Origin of the sequence: Nitratireductor sp. GZWM139 (genome assembly GCF_030068685.1) — a bacterium.
Lineage (GTDB): Bacteria > Pseudomonadota > Alphaproteobacteria > Rhizobiales > Rhizobiaceae > Nitratireductor > Nitratireductor aquimarinus.
Genome location: NZ_JAMQML010000011.1, coordinates 49,521 through 65,794 on the forward strand (window position 1 = coordinate 49,521; position 16,274 = coordinate 65,794).

At 61.6% G+C, this 16,274-nt stretch carries 16 protein-coding genes and 1 tRNA gene; 12 read left to right on the forward strand and 5 right to left on the reverse strand.

Annotated elements, in window-relative coordinates:
• Positions 1-38: 38 nt before the first annotated feature.
• The 3 genes from NDI72_RS22080 to NDI72_RS14390 form a co-directional block, all read right to left on the reverse strand.
• A complete protein-coding gene (locus NDI72_RS22080; protein WP_502888408.1) occupies positions 39-308 on the reverse strand; it encodes a helix-turn-helix domain-containing protein in 270 nt (89 codons plus the stop codon).
• A gap of 20 nt (positions 309-328) precedes the next feature.
• Positions 329-898 (reverse strand): recombinase family protein, encoded by a 570-nt coding sequence (locus NDI72_RS14385; RefSeq protein WP_283800785.1) that lies wholly within the window; start codon positions 896-898, stop codon positions 329-331.
• A 144-nt stretch (positions 899-1,042) separates the two neighbouring features.
• Entirely contained in the window at positions 1,043-1,339 is a 297-nt protein-coding gene (locus NDI72_RS14390) for a hypothetical protein (protein WP_283800786.1), read from the reverse strand.
• Between the two features lie 272 nt (positions 1,340-1,611).
• Between NDI72_RS14390 and NDI72_RS14395 the strand changes: the two genes are divergently transcribed.
• Genes NDI72_RS14395 through NDI72_RS14410 form a run of 4 tightly spaced genes read left to right on the forward strand, consistent with a single transcriptional unit; the run spans position 1,612 to position 6,672 of the window.
• Positions 1,612-2,076 (forward strand): hypothetical protein, encoded by a 465-nt coding sequence (locus NDI72_RS14395; protein WP_283800787.1) that lies wholly within the window; start codon positions 1,612-1,614, stop codon positions 2,074-2,076.
• Positions 2,073-2,546 (forward strand): hypothetical protein, encoded by a 474-nt coding sequence (locus tag NDI72_RS14400; RefSeq protein WP_283800788.1) that lies wholly within the window; start codon positions 2,073-2,075, stop codon positions 2,544-2,546. The genes NDI72_RS14395 and NDI72_RS14400 overlap by 4 nt, the downstream gene beginning before the upstream one ends.
• A gap of 11 nt (positions 2,547-2,557) precedes the next feature.
• Positions 2,558-4,090 (forward strand): hypothetical protein, encoded by a 1,533-nt coding sequence (locus NDI72_RS14405; RefSeq protein WP_283800789.1) that lies wholly within the window; start codon positions 2,558-2,560, stop codon positions 4,088-4,090.
• Positions 4,090-6,672, forward strand: coding sequence for a hypothetical protein (locus tag NDI72_RS14410; RefSeq protein WP_283800790.1), 2,583 nt, complete (start codon positions 4,090-4,092; stop codon positions 6,670-6,672). The genes NDI72_RS14405 and NDI72_RS14410 overlap by 1 nt, the downstream gene beginning before the upstream one ends.
• A 539-nt stretch (positions 6,673-7,211) precedes the next feature.
• On the opposite strand, the gene NDI72_RS14415 is transcribed toward NDI72_RS14410, so the two are convergent.
• Both NDI72_RS14415 and NDI72_RS14420 read right to left on the reverse strand, forming a co-directional pair.
• Positions 7,212-7,286: transfer RNA gene (locus NDI72_RS14415), tRNA-Val, on the reverse strand.
• Positions 7,287-7,465: 179 nt separating this feature from the next.
• Entirely contained in the window at positions 7,466-8,149 is a 684-nt protein-coding gene (locus NDI72_RS14420; RefSeq protein ID WP_113155391.1) for an HAD family hydrolase, read from the reverse strand.
• Positions 8,150-8,293: 144 nt separating this feature from the next.
• Between NDI72_RS14420 and rpiA the strand changes: the two genes are divergently transcribed.
• The 8 genes from rpiA (at position 8,294) to NDI72_RS14460 (ending at position 16,237) form a co-directional block, all read left to right on the forward strand.
• Complete coding sequence (gene rpiA / locus NDI72_RS14425) at positions 8,294-8,983, forward strand: ribose-5-phosphate isomerase RpiA (protein ID WP_206546308.1); 690 nt, start codon at positions 8,294-8,296, stop codon at positions 8,981-8,983.
• A 22-nt stretch (positions 8,984-9,005) separates the two neighbouring features.
• A complete protein-coding gene (locus tag NDI72_RS14430; protein ID WP_206546307.1) occupies positions 9,006-9,557 on the forward strand; it encodes a DUF2059 domain-containing protein in 552 nt (183 codons plus the stop codon).
• 287 nt (positions 9,558-9,844) lie between these two features.
• Positions 9,845-11,230, forward strand: coding sequence for a glutathione-disulfide reductase (gor, locus tag NDI72_RS14435; RefSeq protein ID WP_283800791.1), 1,386 nt, complete (start codon positions 9,845-9,847; stop codon positions 11,228-11,230).
• A 1-nt stretch (position 11,231) separates the two neighbouring features.
• Positions 11,232-11,813 carry a gamma-glutamylcyclotransferase family protein gene (locus NDI72_RS14440; RefSeq protein ID WP_283800792.1) on the forward strand — a complete coding sequence of 194 codons (582 nt, stop codon included), beginning with the start codon at positions 11,232-11,234 and terminating at the stop codon, positions 11,811-11,813.
• Positions 11,814-11,967: 154 nt separating this feature from the next.
• The gene (locus NDI72_RS14445; RefSeq protein ID WP_206546304.1) at positions 11,968-13,344 is read left to right on the forward strand and encodes a class II 3-deoxy-7-phosphoheptulonate synthase; all 1,377 of its coding nucleotides are present in this window, start codon (positions 11,968-11,970) and stop codon (positions 13,342-13,344) included.
• A gap of 100 nt (positions 13,345-13,444) precedes the next feature.
• Complete coding sequence (locus NDI72_RS14450; RefSeq protein WP_113155385.1) at positions 13,445-13,876, forward strand: GFA family protein; 432 nt, start codon at positions 13,445-13,447, stop codon at positions 13,874-13,876.
• Positions 13,873-14,466 carry a hemerythrin domain-containing protein gene (locus NDI72_RS14455; RefSeq protein WP_206546302.1) on the forward strand — a complete coding sequence of 198 codons (594 nt, stop codon included), beginning with the start codon at positions 13,873-13,875 and terminating at the stop codon, positions 14,464-14,466. Before NDI72_RS14450 ends, NDI72_RS14455 begins: the two co-directional genes overlap by 4 nt.
• Before the next feature lie 85 nt (positions 14,467-14,551).
• The gene (locus NDI72_RS14460; RefSeq protein WP_283800793.1) at positions 14,552-16,237 is read left to right on the forward strand and encodes an NAD+ synthase; all 1,686 of its coding nucleotides are present in this window, start codon (positions 14,552-14,554) and stop codon (positions 16,235-16,237) included.
• Positions 16,238-16,274: the final 37 nt, after the last annotated feature.

The following is a 16,274-nucleotide window of genomic DNA, read 5'->3' on the forward strand; positions in this document are numbered from 1 at the left end:
AAGGGCGCGAAAAGGGGCAGGGAGGGGCGGTGAGCGCTCTAGACCGGCTTCCGGTACCTTCGCACCAGAGAAGCCCTGCGGGCTCGCTGGCGCGCGTCCTGGGGCGGTTCCTGGCGTTCTTGTGCCGCCGCATCTTGTCGTGTGCGTTGTTCAGAAAGATACCGCTCCACTTCTCCCTTTGGGATACGAACGGGCGCCCCGGGCAAATATCCTAGTGCGCCGCTAAGCCGAAGCCGCTTTACCGTGGTTTCGGAGCAGCAAAGCATTTCCGCGGCTTCGCGCTGTGTCAGTAATTGGAGATCCGCCATGCTCGCCTCCCTTGGGGGAATTACCGGGCATCCCGCAGGATGCGGAATACGCTGGCCCGGCCAATACCAAGCTGCGACGCGATGGCGTCGCCGGTCAAGCCTTCTGCTTTCAGCCGGATGACGCTATCTGTTTTTGCGCGCGCGGTGGGCGCTCGGCCTTTGTATTTCCCGTCCGCCTTTGCTTTGGCGATACCTTCTCTCTGGCGTTCCAGCATTAAATCCCGCTCGAACTCCGCGATGCCGCCGAGCATTGTCAGCATGAGCTTTCCTGTAGGCGTCGACGTGTCTACGTTCATCGAGAGAATGCGGAGCGTCACGCCTTTGGTGTCCAGCGTCGTGGCGATCTGCAACAGGTCAGCCGTAGAGCGAGCCAGTCGGTCAGGCTTGGCGACGACCAGCGTATCCCCTTCGCGTAGATAGTCCAGTGCCCTGTCCAGTTCCGGCCTTTTGGTTGCGACGGCCGACAGCTCCTCGTGAAAGACCTTGGTGCATCCTGCGGCGCTCAGGTCGCGCTTTTGCGCCTCGAGCCCCGCTTTCTGGTCTGTGGTCGATGTCCTTGCGTATCCGATAATCTGTCCCTGAATTGGCATCTCCGGCCCTCCGCATTGGTTGAGTATCATTGGACTTAAAGACACTGTGGTACGATAGTCTCAAAATGTCAATAAGTATGTATATGATACTGAAACGGGAGAGCCGGCGAGCGGCTCACAGGGGCTTGCCCTATTGATACAGCATTACCGTCCATGATCGTTGATGCGTCGGAATGCGATCACGTTTGCGCCGAGTTCTTCCCGGATAACGTCTGGGGAATGCAGTTCTGGATAGAGCGGGACGCGGCCGTTACTCTTCCAGTTTGTGGGGTCCAGATAATCTACAAGGGCTTCGGCGCGCTCTCTGGCTCGCTCAGCCATACGGGCAATGCTCTCTGGTGAGACGCCGGCCCGCGCGGCGGCAGCTATCGTTTCGAGCGCTGTGGCGATGGCATGAGCCTGCATGTCTTCTGGCAGCGTTTCGAGGTCGTGAGTATGCATGTCGGTTTCTCCCTTGAGTGGTGTAACGGTGGATAGAAGGCCGGAGCGAAGCCGCGTCTGTCAATCGGGTAGCTGTCGGCCACCAAGCCGGACAAGACCCGACCCCACCCCCCTGGGTATAGATCGGCAGAGGCCGCAAAACTGACGCCGAGCCTTCGTAGAAAATCGCGGCTGGCTGGAACTTTTAAGGAGCGTTTTCGAGCCCGGATTGGCGTCTAATTTCGCAGTGCTTGCCCGCACATACTGCCTGCGAAACGGCAGAGAGCGCGGCAATGGAACCTATCGGCATCGGCATCTACGACACGGCAGCATATGCCGCAGACGAAATTCAAAAGGCCGCTGGCGGCCGTGATGTCGCATGGCACATGTCCAATGGTATCGAAGCACTGCAGCGAGGCGTTAAGGAGCGTCAGCTCATCTCGGCACCGCAGCGCGATAGCATCGTACGCGCCGCCCTCAACGCCCGGGATGAAGTTCTGTCTCTGTTCTCAAACCCGGAGGACAGGCGATTGGCTTCCAAGGGCGTCGACGCGGTAATCGGTCTCGCGATCCTCTGGGGCGAGCCTCCCGCTCGCCGTGCACTCCGTCACCCGCATGTGAGGCCGGATCTCGAAGCGTATGCGCGTGTTCTGCGGAACCGGTGTCATGACCTGGCCTTACTCGAAGAGGTGAAAAGTCGAGCCGATGACCGACGGGCCGGACTGGTGCAGAAGATGCTGCGGGGGGCAAGCGCATGACGCAGAGCCCCAACGGCCACGGCAACGCCTCGCAGCTACTCGACAGAGCCTTTCAGGAGCTGGTCCCGCTTGTACGGTCTCCGGACCCGCTGCGCTCGCTCATAAGCGGTCTTGATGCGCTTGTTCGGGCGTCCAGCCTGCACCCTGATCTAGCAACACTTGATCCTTTTCGGTCCCGAACCCTGAACGAAATGCTGGTGGGGCACGCGCCGTTGGTTTATATTTCGACAAATTTCGAAATAAGCGAGGCGGTCGCGGCCTTGGGTCTTGAAGCGGCTTCCGGGCTATTGACCGAACAGGCCGACGACCTGCGCACGGAGCGGCTCTTGCACACGATGCTTTTGGTTACGGAACTCCGCAAATGCCTTGCCAGAAAAGAGCTGGAGCGGCGCGGCAACCACTTCGTTAAATCGTCAAATGCCTGGAAGCTTCACGCCGCTCAGAAGCCAGATGGCGATTACCTGCAATAAAGGAGCGCTCAATGGCGACCCGCAGAAACCCTCTTTCCGGCCGATACTTCAACAGCCCCGGCATCGCCTCGGCCATGTCCAATCTGGCGTCCGCGTTCGCTCCCCCCGGAGCTGACGAGGTTCTGGGATGGGCGAAGGCCAACGCAGCGCGCGACGAGGCGTCCCGCCTGTCCGCCTTGTGGGACGCTGCGGGAGATGACTTTGACCGCATGGGCGTCGCCGTTGGTCAGTGGAACCCGAACCAGTCCTATTACGCCGTCGACCAGTCCAACGCTACGACGCGGCGCGGGCAGGACATCGACGCGACCGTTGCGCGCGAAAAGTTCGCTGCGGACAACGAACGGGCCTTGGCCACGAATACTGCAGATAACCAGCGTGCGCTGGCGACAAACGCTGCGGATAACGAGCGGGCCTTGGCTACGAACGCTGCGGACAACCAGCGACAGGCTATCACGTCTATGTACGGCGCGCTGAACCCCGGACAGGTTGCGCCGGCGGTTCCTGCTGAGATTATGGAGCACCTCGGGCTTCCTGCTATCGAAGAGCGCGCAGGTGCTCCCAAGCTTATCAGCGAGTCAGAGCAGAAAGCATTGGAGCGCCAACGCCTGCTCGAAAGCGGCCTACTGACCGACGACGAGCTCGCAGAACACATATTTGCAGCGGGGCCGCTTGAGACGATCGCCACGCCGGACGGGCCGCGATTTGTGACCCGGCGAGACGCTGTCGGGCAGGAGCCGGCAGCGGGCGCAGAGGGAACCGCCGCTACGCAGCGCATTGACCGGCTTGCCGAAAATCTTATGGCGACCGGCGACATCCTCGACCCTTATGAGGCCCGGAACGTAGCGACGGCCATCGCCGATGGGCGGTACAAGGTTGACCGACATCCTGTCACGAAGGAAATGCAGGTTGTGGACCTGGCCACGGGCGAAGTTCTGTACGGTAGCGGCAAGACCTCGGCGGACGCACCCGGAGTCACGAGCCCGACAGCGGCACCACAGGACAGCAGGTTCGGAGCTCAGTATCCCGGCTCACAGGAGGCATTTGGGATCGAAGGCGCATTGAAGGGCGCGATTAACACGGCGGGCGACGTTGCAGGCGTTGGCGCGCCGTACCCGGACGCGCAGCAGACGCAAGGCGATTTCGCCGTGCTGCGCGAAAATCTTCTGAACGATGCCGTGTCGGCATATAATGGCCGCGTTCCCTCGTGGTTACTGCAGAATATCAGGGATCTGACACCGGCGGCTGGCTCGGTGTTCGAAGGCCCGACCGGTGCGCAGTCCAAGCTGCGAGCACTAGGTAGGAGTTTCGAGCAGGCATTGCAGGGGGTAGAGCAGCAGCTCGGAAGCGAGCTCAGCCCTCAGCGTCGACAGGAGCTCGAAGCGCGGGCCGTCGCGCTACAGGAAGGCATTGGGCGCGTATCGGGCGCTCTCAACTCATTCGAAAACCCGCAACCGACGCCAGCCGACGGGCAGGCAGCACAACCCGCCGATGCGGACGGATGGACTGTTATGCCGAACGGCGTTCGCATCAGGGAGATCCGCTAATGCCACGCTTTGAAATCGAGCACGACGGGAAGCGCTTCGAGATTGAGGCCCCCGACCAGCAATCGGCCGTCGAAGCGCTGCAGGGCATGACTGGCACGGCAGCCGCGCCAGAGCCCCCGAAAGGGCAGGAAGACCCCGGCGTGTTGGGCTTCTTGAATCAGGGCATTGCTTCCGCACTCGGGGCACCCGTGGATGCCATGGCGCACGTGGTGAATAATGCCTTTGGGAACGTGGCGGAGGCCGCAGGGCAGGATTATGAGCCGGTCGAGCCGATCGGCGGTGCGTCGAGCATCTCTAAGTTGATGTCCGGTCTCGGTGTGGAAGTTGCTGACCCCGACGAGGCACCCGACGAATTGATGGAGCATATTTTCTCAGGGGCGGGCGGTGCCGCGGGCGGTATTGTTCCGTTCTTCGGCGCGGGGCGCTTGCTCCAGGGCGCGAAGGGCCTTGCGGGCGCGGCCGGCGATGCGATCATGCGGCCGTTCGTAAATGCTCCCGCTCGGGCTTTGACGTCAGAGGTAGCAGCAGGCGCAGGAGCCGGGGTCGGGATCGATGTCGCGGAGCGTGTCGCTCCCGATAGCGCGCTTGCGCCTCTGGTCGGCGCGCTGGCCGGTGGAACCGCCGCGGGCGTTGGGCCTTATGCGGTCGGCAAGGCGATGCCCGGAACAAAGGTTGCGGGGCGGATGATCCAAAGTGAGATTGCACCCTTCACAGAGGCGGGCGCCATGGAACGCGCGCGAAACCGCGTTCGGGGTCTCGCCGAAGATCCTGCCTCCGCAATCGACTCGCTGAACGCACCCACCATCGGCGGGCTCTCGCCGGCAACGTCGACGGGCGATCGACGCCTCATGGCTCTTGAGCAATCCGTTCGTGATACTGACCCGGTGGCCGACCGCGCCATGCGACAGGCCGAGGTGGAAAGTGACGAGGCGCTTATGGCGGCTCTCGCCGAGCCGGCTCAGGGTGTGGAGCCTGAACTGGCCCGAGACTTTCTAGAGCAGGAACTCCGCAGAGATATAGAGGGCGTGGGGCAGATGCTCGACGACTCGTTTGGGAAACCTGCTGGCGTGAGGCGCACAGAGACCGCGTTGCGGGAAGGCAGCGCGCCTGCGCGTCACGAAGCATATGAGAAGGCCTATTCTCAGCCGATCGACTATGCGTCGGAGGCGGGGCGGAGCCTCGAAAGCCTGATTGCGCGTGTTGAGAAAGCCGCACCCGGTACCATCTCGCTTGCCAATCGATTGATGGCCGGCGAGGGCGTGAACTCCAAACAGATCCTTGCGAGCATCGGTGATGACGGTTCGGTTACTTTCAGGCAGATGCCTGACACCCGGCAGATCGACTATATCACCCGCGCTTTGAATCAGATGGCGTCCAGCGGTGACGGCGCGGGGGCGCTCGGCGGTCAGACGGACGTCGGCCGCGTCATGGGGAATCTGGCGCGCGACATCCGAAACACGCTGCGGACGGCGAATCCCGCCTATGGCGATGCGCTGGCAACAGCGGCAACACCGATCCGGCAGCGAGAGGCTTTGCTGTTGGGGCAGGATCTCCTGAATCAGAAAATGCCGCGCGATGTCGCGGCCGACCAGATCGCCGGCATGACCGAAGCGGAGTTGCAACACGTCCGCCAGGGCGTCCGGTCCCATCTCGACGAGACGCTTGCCAATGCGCGGTCCACCGTGACGAGCCCGGACGCACAGGCAAACGAGGCAAGGCGGGCGCTCACAAACCTTTCGAGCCGGGCCGTGCGAGACAAAATCGCCCTCATTCTTCCCGACGAAGAGGCGCGGTCCTTCTTTGAGAAGATCGACGGCGCAGCCGCGACGTTTGACCCCAAGCGCTCCGGGCTGGCCGTCTATGCCGGCGCCAAGCCAGATGAAGAGATCCGCGCGCTCCTGAAAACGGCGGACCCAGAGAGCGCCGTGGCGGAGCTGGTGACGCGGGCGAAAAGCGATCCGAACGGCAAGGCCTTGTCGGGACTTAAAGGGGCGTTCATCAATGAGCTGATGGGGAAGGCCACCACGGGGTCGTTTAACGACGCGGGCAAGCCGGTCTTGTCCGGGCGCGCCATGCAGAACGCGTTGGCGGACAAGCGAACCGGCGCGGTGGCGTCCGGTCTCTTGTCACCCGACGAGCGCGCCCGCCTTGATACGATCGTCGAAGAGCTTGGCCGTATGGAGACCGCGCAGGGGCGATTGCCGAGCGTTGGGAGCGTGATGGAGGGAGAGCCCAATTCGATAATCAGCTTCATTGCTCGATCATTCGCGGCGCGACAGGGCGCGAAGGCGGGTAGGGGCACAAGCGGAGCCTCCCTGCTGACAGCGAACTTTGCCTCGAAACGGATGCAGCGCCTTTTGGAGAGGCTCACGCTGGACAAGGCAGAGGCGCTGATCCGTCAGGCTGTCACGGGCGACAAAGAGTTGTTCGAGGCTTTGCTAACGCCGTCAGGGGAAATCTCTCGCCGGCAAGAGCGGCGTCTGGTTGATGTCTTGACCGGTGCCGCCATTGGCGGCGTATCGGGCGCAAACGCGGTGGCCGGAGAGGACGACGAGCTTATCGAGAAGATTATGGCTGATTAGCCTTGGCAGCAGCGAGGGCTATGCGCGAACCAAAGAGCGCCCTATCCTTAGAACAGGGAAGTAGTCCGACCTGGGGAGGGGGCGGGAAATGAAACGCTCTTACGTCACGAAAAGCATAGAAGAGCTTATCACCCTGGCGATCATCGCTATCGGGTTCCACGTCGGCATTGAATGGTTGACGGGCGTCAGTATCTGGGATCGAGCGAAGGCAGATTTCCTGCATAGGCCAGTCCCCATGTGGACATGGCCGACTTGGCTACTTTTCTCAGTTGCAGCGTTGGTTCTGATTATCGAGGCGCTTTACCGCACTGGCCTCCGACGCATTCGTTCGTTTTCCGGACAGCGGTAGTTGATTCTCAAATTTTCGGATCGGCGGGACGGCGATTGGCGCAGACGAATCGTGGATTCGCGGAAACCCCTCGATAAAACAGGAAAAATCCGTGCGCCTAACTGTGCTTCCCCGGTGCTTCCCGAAGAAGCTTCTAAAACGGCTTTCAGGGATGGGGCTTCTTGTAAGTTGTTGATTTTACTTAAAATTATGGTGGGCGCGGCAGGGATTGAACCTGCGACCCCACCCGTGTGAAGGGTGTGCTCTCCCGCTGAGCTACGCGCCCGTTGACGAAAGCTTCGTCAAGCGAGCCGGGATATAAGGGGCGGGGTGGCCGGGTGTCAAGCGGGCTTTCGANGTGTGCTCTCCCGCTGAGCTACGCGCCCGTTGACGAAAGCTTCGTCAAGCGAGCCGGGATATAAGGGGCGGGGTGGCCGGGTGTCAAGCGGGCTTTCGAAACTGATTTCAGGATGCCGTGGCGGCGATCAGGCTCTCGGCCATCTCGACAGTCAGTTCGTCGAACCCCGAGATGACGCGGGACGGTTCGAATGCGCTGACATGGCGGTCCGTATAGCCGAAGTCGACTGCAATGACGGGAATGCCGGCCGCCTTGGCAGTGTCGATGTCGGTGCGCGAATCGCCCACCATCACGGCACGCTCCGGGTCGGCCCCGGCCATGGCGATGGTGCGCAGAAGGTGGCCCGGATCGGGCTTGCGCATCGGAAACGTGTCGCCGCCGCAGATTGCCTTGAAATGACCGATCACGCCCAGCGCCTCGAGAAGCGAGAGCGACATGCCTTCAAGCTTGTTGGTGCAAACGGCGGTCGTGTATCCCGCAGCCTGAAAGCGTTCGATGGCTTCGATCGCGCCGGGGAACGGTTTTGAGCGGCCGGGAACATTGGCCGTATAGTGGTCGAGGAAGATAGCCTGCAGCGCGTCGAGCTGGCCTTCCGCAAGATGCCGCTGGCGCAGCGCGAAGGCGCGTTCAATCATCACGCGGCTGCCAAAACCGACAATGCGGTTGATGTCTTCGCTTTTCACCGGTTCCATGTCGACGGTTGCAAGGCAGTGGTTGAGGCTGTCGAGCAGGTCGGGTGCCGTATCCACGAGCGTGCCGTCGAGGTCGAAAACGATGATTGGCGCTGACATGTTGTCCCCTTCTTGAATAATCTTGGGATAGCGCGCAGTGCAGGTCTAGGCAAGGTATGCCGCTTATGTGCCTTGCATTGCGGGGAGCGGTAAAACGGGTTAGGAACCGCTCAGAACGGACCGGGGGCTAAATTGTCGGCTGATATGCGTGAATTGAAGATCGAGGCGGCGCGTGCCGCATTGGACCAGGTGCAGGATGGAATGCGTTTGGGAATCGGCACCGGATCGACTGCCGAAGAATTCGTGCGCGTTCTGGCCGAGCGCGTCGCTGGCGGGCTTTCCGTCATCGGTGTGCCGACGTCGGAACGCACGGCTGCGCTCTGCAAAGAACTCGGTGTGCCGCTGACCACGCTGGACGAAACGCCTGAACTCGACCTCACCATCGACGGCGCCGACGAGATCGGCCCGGAACTCGGCCTCATCAAGGGCGGTGGCGGCGCGCTCCTGCGCGAAAAGATCGTGGCTGCTGCCTCGCAGCGCATGATCGTCATCGCTGACAAGACCAAGATGGTCGAATCGCTCGGTCGCTTCCCGCTGCCCATCGAGGTCAACGCGTTTGGTCTGCGCGCCACCGTGGTGGCCATTGAAAAGGTTGCGAAAGAGCTTGGGCTTGAAGGACCGCTTGCGGTTCGTGAGCGCGATGGCAAACCCTTTGTGACCGATGGTGGACATCTCATCGTCGATGCATCTTTTGGCCGCATTCCCGATCCAAGAGCATTGGCAATCGCCTTGAACGCCATACCCGGCGTTGTTGAACATGGCCTGTTTCTCGACCTTGCCGACACCGCCTTCGTGGCGGGAGACGGTCAGGTGCGAACCGTCGGGGCCGCATGAACAAGAATGGAGTGAGAAACACATGAACCTGGCAACCCGCATGCGCCTTGCCGCTGCCTCTGCAGCCGTGGCGATGACGTTCGCATTCGCTCCTGCCAACGCGCAGGACATTTCCGCTTCGCATCTTGCTGCGGCGCGTTCCGCAATCGATGCGATTCACGCGACCGACGATTTCGATGGCGTGCTGCCGCAGGCCGCCGCCGCGCTGAAGTCCGAGCTGATCCGCAAAAACCCGGATCTGGTGGCGCTCATCAACGCCACGGTGGACGAGAAAGCCATCGAGCTTGCAACCCGCCGTGTGGATCTCGAGCGTGAGGCCGCTCAGGCCTATGCCCGCGTGTTCACCGAGCAGGAGCTGACCGAGATCGCGAATTTCTACGATTCGCCCACCGGTCGTAAGCTGATCGAGGACGGTCCAATCGTGACCCGCGAAGTGCTCAAGGCCGGCGAGATCTGGCGTCGCGGCATTGCCCGCGATCTGGCGCAGATGGTCGGCGAGCAGATCCAGGCCGCCGCCCAGGCGACCGGTGGCGGAGCTGCTGCCGGCGAGGGCGAAGCCGCCCCGGCCCAGTAAGCTTTCGATCACGAAACAGTTAGAGCCCGGTCGTCGCACCGGGCTTTTATTCTTGTGCGGCGGTTTCTACCTCTGGATCGCTGCGCGTCCATCCGGACGCACAACGGGCGATCTGGACGATCGACGGGGCATCGGAACAACCCGAAAACCGGATGCCACTTTCCGGTCCGATGCTCTGGACCGCTGTAGGATTTTGGCGCCACGCGTTGGCGCCGCATGTTTGCGATAGGGGCGCAATTCGCTTTCGAGACGCGCTCCGCAAGGCCCTGGGGGGCGAGGATCAGAAGATGAGCGAATTCGATTACGATCTCTTTGTCATTGGTGGCGGATCGGGCGGCGTGCGCGCTGCGCGTCTGGCGGCGGGGCTTGGAAAGCGCGTCGCCGTGGCCGAGGAGTACCGTTTCGGCGGCACCTGCGTCATTCGTGGCTGCGTCCCGAAAAAGCTCTATGTCTATGCCTCGCAGTTTCCCGAGCATTTCGAGGATGCCGCCGGTTATGGCTGGACGGTGCCGGAAGCCACTTTCGACTGGAAGACGCTGGTCGCCAACAAGGAACGCGAAATCACGCGGCTTGAAGGGCTTTACCGCAAGGGGCTGGAAAATTCCGGGGCCGAGATCATCGAAGCCCGCGCCACGCTGGTTGATCGCCATACGCTCGATGTTGGCGGCAGGCGCGTGACGGCTGACAAGATCATCATCGCTGTCGGTGGTCGTCCCAACCCGCATCTGGCGCTTCCCGGCCACGAACATTGCATCTTCTCGAATGAAGCCTTCGATCTGGCGGAACTGCCCAGGGCCATCGTCATCGAGGGTGGTGGCTATATCGCCGTCGAGTTCGCCAACATCTTCCATGGCCTGGGCGTCGACACAACGCTCGTTTACCGGGGCAAGGAAATCCTGTCGCGTTTCGATCAGGATCTGCGCCGCGAGCTTCACGCCACGATGGAAGCGAAGGGCATCAAGATCCTGTGCCATGACGTGCTGACCGAGGTCGAAAAGCGCGGCGAGGGCGATCTTCTGGTGCATCTGAAATCGGGCAAGACAATCGAGGCAAGCCAGGTCATGCTGGCCATTGGCCGTCTGCCCAACACGGAAGGTCTCGGGCTTGAGGCTGCCGGCGTGGAGACGGGCAAGGGCGGCGAGATCCCGGTCGACAATTACTCGCGCACCAATGTCGACAATATCTGGGCGCTGGGCGACGTCACCAACCGCGTGCAGCTCACCCCGGTCGCGATCCACGAGGCCATGTGCTTCATCGAGACCGAGTACCGGAACAACCCGACCGAGGTCGATCATGACATGATCGCCACGGCCGTGTTCTCGCAGCCCGAGATCGGCACTGTGGGCCTCTCCGAAGATGAGGCCGCGAAGCGTTTCGACAGGCTCGAGATCTACCGCGCCAGCTTCCGCCCCATGCGTCACACCCTGTCTGGCCGTCAGGAAAAGATGCTCATGAAGCTCGTTGTCGATGGCGACAGCCGCCGCGTGATCGGCGCTCATGTGATGGGTCCGGATGCCGGCGAGATGGCGCAGCTTCTGGGCATCGCCTTGAAGGCGCGCCTGTCGAAGGACGATTTCGACCGCACCATGGCCGTGCATCCCTCCGCCGCCGAAGAGCTTGTGACCATGTACGCGCCGACCTATCGCGTCGAGAAGGGCGAGCGGGTCGGCTGACATGGACAGGCGTGCGGGTGAAGGCGCTCTGGTCGCCTATTTCGGTTATGGATCGCTCGTCAATCGCGACACCCACCGCACCGAGATCGTCGACGCGCTGCCTGCGCGCCTGAAAGGCTGGCGACGCCACTGGGTGCGTCGTGACGAAGAAAGCAGCCGCGCGCTTCTGAGCGTGCGGCGCGATCCGGCATCCGTCATCGACGGGCTCCTGGTGATTGACCGGGCGGAAAACCTGCCGGCGGTCGATCTGCGCGAAGAGCGCTATCAGCGCGTGTCGCTTGTGCCAGCAGACCTTGAGCTTTCGGCGGACTTGCCCGCCGATTGCCCGCTTCACGTCTATGAAGCGAACCTGGTTCATGCGCCCGTTCGGCTTGAAATCATCCAATCCTATCTCGACGCCGTGCTTCAGGGATTCCTGCGTGAATATGGCCGTTCCGGCGTCGAGCGCTTCGTCTCCGAGACCGAAGGATTTGACGCGGAAATTCTTGCTGATCGCAAGACGCCAACCTACCCGCGTGCGGTGGTGCTCAGCGATGAAGAAAAGAGCCTGTTCGATGCAATTTTGATGCAAAAAATTGAATGAAATGCAGTTTTCGTGCGTCGGTGTTTCCTGTCCGCCACAATTGCGGGCTAGTATCGGGCGCATCCTTTGGTTAAGGAGATGGCCTTCCAGTATCCGTCTTGGAGTTTTGAGCGGATAGAGGGCATGATCCTATAGCAACTGTCGAGTAAGCAAGATGACGAAGTGGTCGCCGAATTCGTGGAGAAACAAGCCTATCCTGCAGGTTCCGGCTTATCCGGACGCCGCCGCCCTGGCCGAGGTCGAGGCGCGCATGGCCACGTATCCGCCGCTCGTTTTTGCAGGTGAGGCGCGCAAGCTCAAGAAACAGCTCGCTGCCGTGGCCGAGGGCAACGGTTTTCTGCTGCAGGGCGGCGATTGCGCCGAGAGCTTTGCCGAGCATGGCGCGGACAATATCCGCGACTTCTTCCGCGCATTCCTGCAGATGGCCGTCGTCTTAACCTATGCTGGCTCGCAGCCCGTGGTGAAGGTTGGCCGCATTGCCGGTCAGTTCGCCAAGCCGCGCTCCTCTGACAACGAGACCAAGGGTGATGTGGTTTTGCCGAGCTACCGCGGCGACATCATCAATGGCATTGAGTTCGAGGAAAGCTCGCGCATTCCCGATCCGGCGCGCCAGGAAATGGTCTATCGCCAGTCGGCAGCGACCCTGAATCTGCTGCGCGCTTTCGCGCAGGGCGGGTTCGCCAATCTGGACAACGTTCACAAGTGGATGCTGGGCTTCCTGTCCGACAGCCCGCAGGCTGAGCGTTACCAGGAACTGGCCAACCGCATTTCCGAGACGGTCGATTTCATGCGCGCCATCGGCATCACCGGTGAAAGCACGCATGCGCTGCGTGAGACGGATTTCTACACCAGCCATGAGGGCCTGCTTCTCGGTTACGAAGAGGCGCTCACGCGCGTCGATTCCACCTCCGGCGACTGGTACGCAACGTCCGGCCACATGATCTGGATCGGCGACCGCACCCGCCAGCCCGACCATGCGCATGTGGAATACTGCCGTGGCATCAAGAACCCGCTCGGCCTCAAATGCGGTCCTTCGCTTTCGCCGGACGGTCTGCTTGAGCTGATCGACATTCTGAACCCGGAAAACGAACCGGGCCGTCTCACCCTGATCGCCCGCTTTGGTGCGGACAAGGTGGGCGACTACCTGCCCAAGCTCATCCGCGCGGTGGAGAAGGAAGGGCGCAAGGTCGTCTGGTCCTGCGATCCGATGCACGGCAACACCGTCACGGCCGCTGGCTACAAGACGCGTCCCTTCGACCGCATTCTCAAGGAGGTTCAGACCTTCTTCGAGGTGCACCGCGCCGAAGGCTCGCATCCGGGCGGTCTGCATGTGGAGATGACCGGCAAGAACGTCACCGAGTGCACGGGCGGCGCGCGCGCCATCCGCGACGAGGAACTGCAGGATCGCTACCACACCCATTGCGACCCGCGTCTCAACGCCGATCAGGCGCTCGAACTGTCTTTCCTGGTGGCTGAACTCCTGAAAAAGGACCGTGAGGCTCTGCCGGCAGACAAGGTCGCCAACGCGTGAAGCTGGCCTGAACCCTGGGTTCAGGCTTTCGCGATGCCTGTTGCGGCGCGCGGCTGATATCATGGTTCCGAAACGGTTCGACTGGTTTCGGAGGGATGCCATGACTGAACGACATGACGGATCGTGCCTTTGTGGCGCGGTCCGTTTTCACACTGAGGGCGCGCTGCGTGGCGTCGTCTATTGCCATTGTTCGCAGTGCCGCAAGCAGACCGGGCTCTATTACGCCGCCACCGATGTGGATGTCTGTAACCTTGCCATTGAGGGTGAAGACAGTCTCACCTGGTATGCGGCATCCGGTTTTGCCAAGCGCGGTTTCTGCAAAACCTGCGGCTCTGCGCTTTTCTGGAAGCGGGACGGCGCAGACCGGGTTTCCATCCTTGCCGGCGCGTTCGATCTGCCATCCGGCCTTGCGGCGGAACGTCATATTTTCGTGGCCGGCAAAGGCGATTTCTATGCTATCGCCGACGGGTTGCCGCAGCATGCGCGCGGCAGTCCCGATATTATCGTTGCCGGGAGTGATACACAGGAATGACCGAATTGCCCGAAACGCTGAGGCTGGATACGCGCCCCGGTCTGCCTGCCGATCTGCGCTATCTCGTGGAAAAATACCCGCGCGAGGTCTGGCCCACCCATCCCAATCTCGGCGAGATGGCGCAGTTCTGGCTGCAACGGCACGACATGTTTCGCGAACTTGGCGGCATGTTGAAGACCAGCATGGGCGATTACAGGGAAGGGCGTCTCGCGCCGCGTGAGTTCGCCGGCTGGTTTGCGCCCCGCCTTCGCTTCTTCCTGCAGCAGCTCAATGGCCACCACCAGATCGAGGATATGCATTACTTTCCGGTCTTCGCCGCTGCGGAGGCGCGGATGAAACACGGCTTCGATCTTCTGGACAGCGATCATCACGTCATCCATGACGCGCTGGAGCGCAATGCGCAGGCAGGAACCGCTTTCCTTCAGGCGCTTCAGGCCGATCAGGATCGCCAGCGATTTGCCGCCGACGCCTATGCGCGCGAGAACGAGGCGCTGCTTGCCATGCTTCTGCGGCATCTGGACGATGAAGAGGATCTGATCATCCCGCTCATTCTCGACCGCAGTGAGGAGGGGCTTGGCGTCAGCCTCTGATCCCCGGCAGCGTGTTGCAAGCAGGGGATGCAAAGGCTAAACGCTTTGAAGTCCAAGCAGTTCTCGCCCATTGAACAGGAACGTCATGGCCCCCAAACCTGCCTCTCCCGATATTCTGCGCATCGCCACCGCCCAGCTCAATCCGGTTGTGGGCGATGTGGCTGGCAATTTAGCAAAGGCGCGTGAAGCACGCGCGGATGCTGCCCGTCATGGCGCCGATCTGGTCCTGTTCACCGAACTGTTCATCGCCGGCTACCCGCCGGAAGATCTGGTTTTGAAGCCTGCCTTCGTTGAAGCGTGCGAGCGCGCGGTGCGGGAACTCGCCGAAGAGACGAAGGACGGCGGCCCCGGTGTCATCATCGGCGTTCCGTTGAAGCGCAAGAGCGGTCTGCACAATGCGGTCATGGTGCTGGATGGTGGTGAGGTGATCGCCGAGCGTTACAAGCTGGACCTGCCCAATTACGGCGAATTTGACGAAAAGCGCGTCTTCCAGCCGGGGCCGGACATGCCGGGACCGGTCAATTTCCGCGGCATTCGCATCGGCATTCCTGTCTGCGAGGACATCTGGGGCGATCTCGATGTGTGCGAAACGCTGGCCGAATCCGGCGCGGAGATGCTTCTGGTGCCCAACGGCTCGCCCTATTATCGGGGTAAAGTCGAGGTGCGCCACCAGGTGGTCATCCGTCAGGTGATCGAGAGTGGCCTGCCGATCCTCTACGCCAACCAGCTTGGCGGTCAGGACGAGCTTGTCTTTGACGGCGCATCCTTCGCCATTCAGGCCGACAAGTCGCTGGCCTTCCAGATGAGCGAATTCGAGGAAGCCGTTTCCATCTCCACATGGAAGCGGGATGGCGAGGGGTGGCGCTGCGACGATGGCCCGCTTTCGAAGATCCCGGAGGCCGAAGAGGCCGATTATCGCGCCTGCATGCTGGGCCTGCGCGATTATGTGAACAAGAACGGCTTCAAGAATGTGGTGCTGGGCCTTTCCGGCGGCATCGATTCCGCGATCTGCGCGGCGCTTGCCGTTGATGCTCTGGGCGAGGAGCGGGTGCGCTGCATCATGCTGCCCTATCGCTACACGTCCGAGGAATCGCTCAAGGATGCGCAGGATTGCGCCCGCGCGCTCGGCTGCCGTTATGACATCGTGCCGATCTCCGAGCCGGTCGAGGGCTTTTCGAGTGCGCTCGCCGCGCTCTTTGAGGGCACGAATGAAGGGGTGACGGAGGAGAACCTCCAGAGCCGTACCCGTGGCACCATCCTCATGGCCGTCTCCAACAAGTTCGGCTCCATGGTCGTCACCACTGGCAACAAGTCGGAAATGTCGGTCGGCTACGCGACGCTCTATGGCGACATGAATGGCGGGTTCAATCCCATCAAGGATGTCTACAAGATGCAGGTCTACGCCCTGTCGGCGTGGCGCAACACGACTGTGCCGCCCGGCGCGCTCGGTCCATCCGGCGAGGTCATCCCGCAGAACATCATCGACAAGGCGCCCTCGGCAGAGCTGCGCCCCGACCAGACGGATCAGGATTCCCTGCCGCCCTATCCGGTGCTCGACGATATTCTGGAATGTCTGGTGGAAGGCGAGATGAGCGTCGACGCCATCGTCGCGCGCGGCCATGACCGCGACACGGTGCATCGCATCGAGCATCTTCTCTACATCGCCGAGTACAAGCGCCGGCAGGCAGCGCCTGGCGTCAAAATCACGAAGAAGAATTTCGGGCGCGACCGTCGCTATCCGATCACGAACAGATTCAGGGATCGTTCGTAAGGCTCTGTTTCGAAATTGCTTTCTGAATTTTCATGCG